The sequence below is a fragment of the Polaromonas sp. genome, from assembly GCF_041689105.1.
Lineage (GTDB): Bacteria > Pseudomonadota > Gammaproteobacteria > Burkholderiales > Burkholderiaceae_C > Polaromonas.
This window is the reverse complement of the sequence record NZ_JBDNGU010000039.1, coordinates 1-6225: the sequence shown is the minus strand read 5'-3', so window position 1 is coordinate 6225 and position 6225 is coordinate 1. Positions and strand designations below refer to the sequence as shown.

3 protein-coding genes are annotated in these 6225 nt (G+C 61.0%); all 3 read right to left on the bottom strand.

Going from position 1 to position 6225, the window contains the following annotated elements; translation table 11 throughout:
- On the bottom strand, nucleotides 1-1191 hold a 1191-nt coding region (narH, locus tag ACESMT_RS03675; RefSeq protein ID WP_372825222.1), incomplete at its 3' end, for a nitrate reductase subunit beta.
- Entirely contained in the window at nucleotides 1188-5162 is a 3975-nt protein-coding gene (locus tag ACESMT_RS03670; protein ID WP_372825221.1) for a nitrate reductase subunit alpha, read from the bottom strand. The genes narH and ACESMT_RS03670, both read right to left, overlap by 4 nt.
- A gap of 41 nt (nucleotides 5163-5203) precedes the next feature.
- The coding region (locus tag ACESMT_RS03665; RefSeq protein ID WP_372825220.1) for a nitrate/nitrite transporter at nucleotides 5204-6225 on the bottom strand (1022 nt) is incomplete at its 5' end.

The window sequence follows — 6225 nt, the reverse complement described above, 5'->3', positions numbered from 1 at the left end:
CGTCAGCAGATTCGCCAGGTACTGCACGGGTATCCGCATCTGCGCAATGTCGGGCAACTCACCGTTGATGCCGATGTGACCGGCGTTGGCGGCCGAGGTGATCGGCGACAGCGGCGGCACATACCAGACCATGGGCAGCGTACGGTACTCGGGGTGCAGCGGCAGCGCCACCTTCCACTCCACCGCCATTTTGTAAACCGGGCTGCGGCGCGCGCCTTCCAGCCAGGCGTCGGGAATGCCGTCCTTGCGCGCCTGTTCAATCACTTTCGGATCGTTCGGGTCCAGAAAGATATCGAGCTGGGCCTGGTACAGATCCTTGTCGTCTTCGACACTTGCCGCTTCCTGAATGCGGTCGGCGTCATACAGCACCACACCCAGGTAGCGAATGCGGCCGACACAGGTTTCGCTGCACACCGTCGGCTGGCCCGCCTCGATGCGCGGGTAGCAGAACGTGCACTTCTCGGCCTTGCCGCTTTTCCAGTTGTAGTAAATCTTCTTGTAGGGGCAGCCCGAGACACACATGCGCCAGCCCCGGCATTTGTCCTGATCGATCAGCACAATGCCATCTTCCTCACGCTTGTAGATCGAGCCGGATGGGCAGGAGGCCACGCAGGCGGGATTGAGGCAGTGCTCGCACAGGCGCGGCAAATACATCATGAAGGTGTTTTCGAACTGGCCCACCATGTCTTTTTGCACCTGATCGAAGCTGTCAAGGTTGGCGTCCTTGCTGCGTTTGGAGAATTCGCCGCCGAGGATCTCCTCCCAGTTCGGACCCCACTCAATCTTCTCCATGCGTTTGCCGGTGATCAGGCTGCGCGGCCGCGCTGTCGGTGTGGCCTTCATCTCGGGGGCCGACTGCAGGTGGTCGTAGTCGAAGGTAAACGGCTCGTAATAGTCGTCGATCTGCGGCATGTTCGGGTTGGAGAACAGGCGCATCAGCAACTTCCATTTGCCGCCCTGGCGCGGCTCGATCGAGCCGTCGGCCTTGCGCACCCAGCCACCGTTCCATTTGTCCTGGTTTTCCCACTCCTTCGGGTAACCGATGCCGGGTTTGGTCTCCACGTTGTTGAACCAGGCGTATTCCATGCCCGGTCGGCTGGTCCAGACGTTTTTGCAGGTGACCGAACAGGTGTGGCAGCCAATACACTTGTCGAGGTTCAGCACCATGCCGATTTGTGCGCGTATTTTCATGCTGCCTCTCCCATTTGCTGCACCGCCAGGGCTAGGTCGTCATCGCGCGGCGTGTCCAGCCAATCGACCTTGTGCATCTTGCGCACCACGACAAATTCGTCCCGGTTGGTGCCTATGGTTCCGTAGTAATTGAAGCCGTAGGAAAGCTGCGCATAACCACCAATCATGTGGGTCGGCTTGAGCACAATACGCGTCACCGAGTTGTGGATGCCGCCGCGCTGGCCGGTGATCTCGGAACCGGGCGTATTGACGATTTTTTCCTGTGCGTGGTACATCATCACCATGCCGGGTTTGACCCGCTGGCTGACGACCGCACGCGCCGCAATCGCGCCATTGACGTTGTAGGCCTCGATCCAGTCGTTGTCTTCCACCCCCATCAATTTGGCGTCGTCCTCGCTGACCCAGATGATCGGGCCACCCCGGCTCAGCGTGAGCATCAACAGGTTGTCGGTATAGGTCGAGTGAATGCCCCACTTCTGGTGCGGCGTGATGAAGTTCAGCAGGATTTCGGTGTTGCCGTTGCTGCGGATACCGTGCACGCCAGCCGTGGCCTTCAGATTCACCGGCGGCCGGTAGCTTGCCAGGCCCTCGCCAAAGGCCAGCATCCACGGGTGGTCCTGGTAGAACTGCTGACGACCCGTGAGGGTGCGCCATGGGATCAGTTCATGCACATTGGTGTAGCCGGCGTTGTACGACACGGTTTCCGATTCGATGCCGCTCCAGGTTGGCGAGCTGATGATCTTGCGCGGCTGAGCCTGGATGTCGCGAAACCGGATTTTCTCGTCTTCGCGGTGAACCGCCAGATGCGCGTGTTCGCGCCCGGTCTGTTTTGAGAGCGCGTTCCAGGCTTTGACCGCCACATGGCCGTTGGTTTCCGGTGCCAGCTGCAGCACCATCTCGCAGGCGTTGATGTCACTTTCGATTTTCGGCATGCCGAAGGTGACACCGGGCTCGGTCACCAGGCCGTTCAATTGGCCCAGTTGCCGCACCTCGGTTTCGGTGTTCCACGCAATGCCTTTGCCGCCGTTGCCAATCTTGTTGAGCAGCGGGCCAACCGCCGTAAAACGTTTGTAGACATTGGGATAGTCGCGTTCAACCACCTGCATCTGTGGCGCGGTCTTGCCGGGCACCAGCTCACACTCGCCGCGTTTCCAGTCCTTCACCTCGAACGGTTGGGCCAGTTCGCCCGGCGAATCGTGCATCAGCGGTGTGAGCACCATCTCTTTCTCCACGCCCAGGTGACCATCACACAACTCGCTGAATTTTTTCGCGAAGCCCTTGTATATCTCCCAGTCGCTTTTTGATTGCCACACAGGGTCCACCGCCGTCGAGAGCGGGTGGATAAAGGGGTGCATGTCGCTGGTGTTGAGGTCGTTCTTTTCGTACCAGGTTGCGGTGGGCAGCACGATGTCGGAATACAGGCAGGTCGTGCTCATGCGGAAGTCGAGCGTGACCAGCAGGTCGAGCTTGCCTTCGGGTGCCTTGTCGTGCCAGACCACTTCCTCTGGCTTGCCCTGGCCGGCGCCGGGCCGCCCCAAACCAGCCGCGCCCCCAGTGGGGGAGGCGCGCAGCGCTTCGTGGGTGTCCAGTTCTTCGCCGAGGTCCTTGCCCTGAACGCCGTTGTCGGTACCGAGCAGGTGTTTGAGAAAGTATTCGTGGCCCTTGCCCGAGGAACCAATGATGTTGGAGCGCCAGACAAACATGTTGCGCGGCCAGTTGTCCGGGTGGTCCGGGTCTTCGCAGCTCATCTTCAGCGAACCATCCTTGAGCGACTTGACGACGTAGTCTTTCGCGTCCAGCCCGGCGGCCTCGGCGTCTTTGACGATCTTCATGGGATTCGTCTGCAATTGCGGCGCGCTGGGCAGCCAGCCCATGCGCTCGGCACGCACGTTGTAGTCGATCATGCTGCCGCCATAGAGCTTTTTGTCGGCCAGCGGCGACAAGACCTCATCAACGCCGAGTTTTTCGTAGCGCCACTGATCCGTGTGGGCATAGAAGAAACTGGTGGAGTTCATTTGCCGGGGCGGGCGAATCCAGTCCAGCGCGAAGGCCAGCGGCGTCCAGCCGGTCTGGGGCCGCAGCTTTTCCTGCCCCACATAGTGCGCCCAGCCGCCACCGCTCTTGCCAATGCAGCCGCACATCATCAGCATGTTGATGACACTGCGGTAATTCATGTCACTGTGGTACCAGTGGTTCATGCCAGCGCCGATGATGACCATGGAACGGCCCTCGGTTTTTTCAGCGTTGTCGGCAAACTGGCGCGCGACCGTGATGATCTGCTCGCGCGGCACACCGGTGATCTGCTCCTGCCAGGCGGGGGTGTAGGGGCTGTTGTCATTGAAGTCGGTGGCCGCCAGTTCGCCCGGCAAACCACGCGCGATACCGTACTGTGCAGCCTGCAGGTCAAACACGGTGGCCACCAGCGCCGAGCGTTCCTCACCGGCCTTGCCGAGCGCGATACGCTGCACGGGCACAGTGCGCACCAGTACATCGCCAGAATGAGTGCCCCCACGCTCGCCCACTGCGTGTGGGTCGCTGCCCCCCGAGGGGGCCCGTGCGCCTTCGGGCTGCCGTGCGACGCACGCGCTGCTCGGAAAGTGCTCATGGTGGATGCCGCCGAAATACGGAAACCCCACCCGCGCGCTGTCCTGGCTGGGCGCCTCGCCCTCCATCACCGATAGCTTGAGGGTGACTTCGTCGCCGTGCCGCGCCTCTTTGGGCTCCAGGTTCCATTGCCCGGCGTCGGCTCGCCCGTCTGGTCCCCAGCGGAAACCGATCGCGCCGTGTGGCAACACAACCTTGCCCAGCGCATCGAAGGCCACGGTTTTCCACTCGGGGTTGTTGGCAGCCCCGAGCTTTCCGTTGAAGTCCGATGCGCGCACATAGCGGTCCGGCACCAGAACGGTTTCGCCGTTTTCCAGCTGGTGCTCCTTGAGCATCACCAGCATCGGCAGGTCGGTGTAGCGGCGTGCGTAGTGATCAAAATAGGCCGAGCGCGGCTTGCCGTTGCCACCGAAGTAGAAGTCCTTCAGGATCACATGGCCCATGGCCATGGCCAATGCGGCGTCGGTGCCCTGCTTGGGGTGCAACCACAGGTCGGAGAGTTTGGCGACTTCGGAATAGTCGGGCGTGATGGCCACGGTCTTGCACCCTTTGTAGCGCACCTCGGTGAAGAAGTGGGCGTCAGGGGTGCGCGTCTGCGGCACGTTGGAACCCCAGGCAATGATGAAGCCCGAGTTGTACCAGTCGGCCGACTCGGGCACGTCGGTCTGCTCGCCCCAGACTTGCGGACTTGAGGGGGGCAGGTCGCAGTACCAGTCGTAAAAACTCATGCACACGCCGCCAATCAGCGACAGATACCGCGAGCCGGCTGCGTAGCTGACCATGGACATCGCCGGAATCGGTGAAAAGCCGATGATCCGGTCTGCACCGTGTTTTTTGATGGTGTAAATGTTGGAAGCGGCGATGATTTCATTGACCTCGTCCCAGCTGGAGCGCACAAAGCCGCCCAGGCCGCGCACGCTCTGGTAGTCACGCCGTTTGGCGTCGTCCTGTACCACCGCTGCCCAGGCCTCCACCGGTGGCAGCGTCAGGCGCGCCTCGCGCCAGTGTTTGAGCAGGCGCGCACGCACCATCGGGTATTTGACGCGGTTGGCGCTGTATAGATACCAGCTGTAGCTGGCGCCTCGCGAGCAGCCACGCGGCTCGTGATTCGGCATGTCCCAGCGCGTGCGCGGGTAATCCGTTTGCTGGGTCTCCCAGGTCACGATGCCGCCCTTGACGTAAATTTTCCAGGAACACGAGCCGGTGCAGTTGACGCCGTGGGTGCTGCGCACGACCTTGTCGTGCGCCCAGCGGTTGCGGTAGGCATCCTCCCAGGTGCGGTCTTCGGCGGTGGTGACGCCATGGCCGCCCGAAAACGATTCGCGCGGGTTTGAAAAATGGTTCAGACGATCAAGAAAATGGCTCATGGGGTTCTCCGGTGATGCGGTAACAGGCGATCAGCAGGGCTTCAGGGGTTTTTGATCTCTGCACCAGCGCGCAGGTAAAACCACCAGTTCAGCACCAGGCACAAGGCATAAAAAATGGCAAAGCCGTACATGGCGTTCTCGGGCGTGCCGGCCTTGATCTGCGCACCGATGACCACCGGTGCAATAAAAGCACCGTAGGCGGCAATGGCCGATGTCCAGCCCAGCACCGGGCCGGCTTGCTGACGGTCGAAGATGACACCAATGGTTCGGAAGGTGGAGCCGTTGCCGATGCCGCTCGCCGCAAACAGAATGACAAACAGCACCATGAAGAGCAGGAAGTACTCTTCAGGCGCTGGTGACTTGTAAGCCAGCAGCATGACGTAACCCACGCCAGCGGAAGCCGCAACCATCACGGCGGAGATGATCTGCGTCACGATGGAGCCCCCGACCTTGTCCGAGATCCAGCCGCCGACGGGCCGGATCAACGCGCCGACAAAGGGACCGATCCAGGCGAAGGTCAGGGCCGAGGGCGCGTTCGGGTTTTTCAGCGTGTGCTGCATGACGCCAGCCGCATCCGGCACATGGCTGATGCCGAAAATGACGGTGATGGCCAGCGGCAAGGCCATCGAAAAACCAATGAAGGAGCCGAAGGTCACGATGTACAGCAGCGTCAGTGACCAAGTGTGCTTGTTGCTGAAGATGGAGAACTGCTTGGCAATGGATTCCTTCATCGGGCCGAAAGCCGTCACCTTCAGCACCATCAAGGTACTGACGACGATCAATGGCATGGCGATCCACATGTTGAGCAAGCCGAGTCCCGTGGGCTTGGGCAGGTAGAGATACAAGCCAACGCCCGCCGGCACAAACGACAGCGTGTAGAGCCAGATGATTTTGAGGAAGGCCGGGATGGTTCCACCGATGGCGGGCGACACCGTCTTCAGGTTGTTCATGCCGAAGAAACACAAAACGGACAGCGGCACCAGCGACAGCAGCCAGGTAAAGCCGGCATTCTGAATCCAGGTCGGCGTGCCGGCGGCAATCTTGCCGAAGATCCAGCCACTGT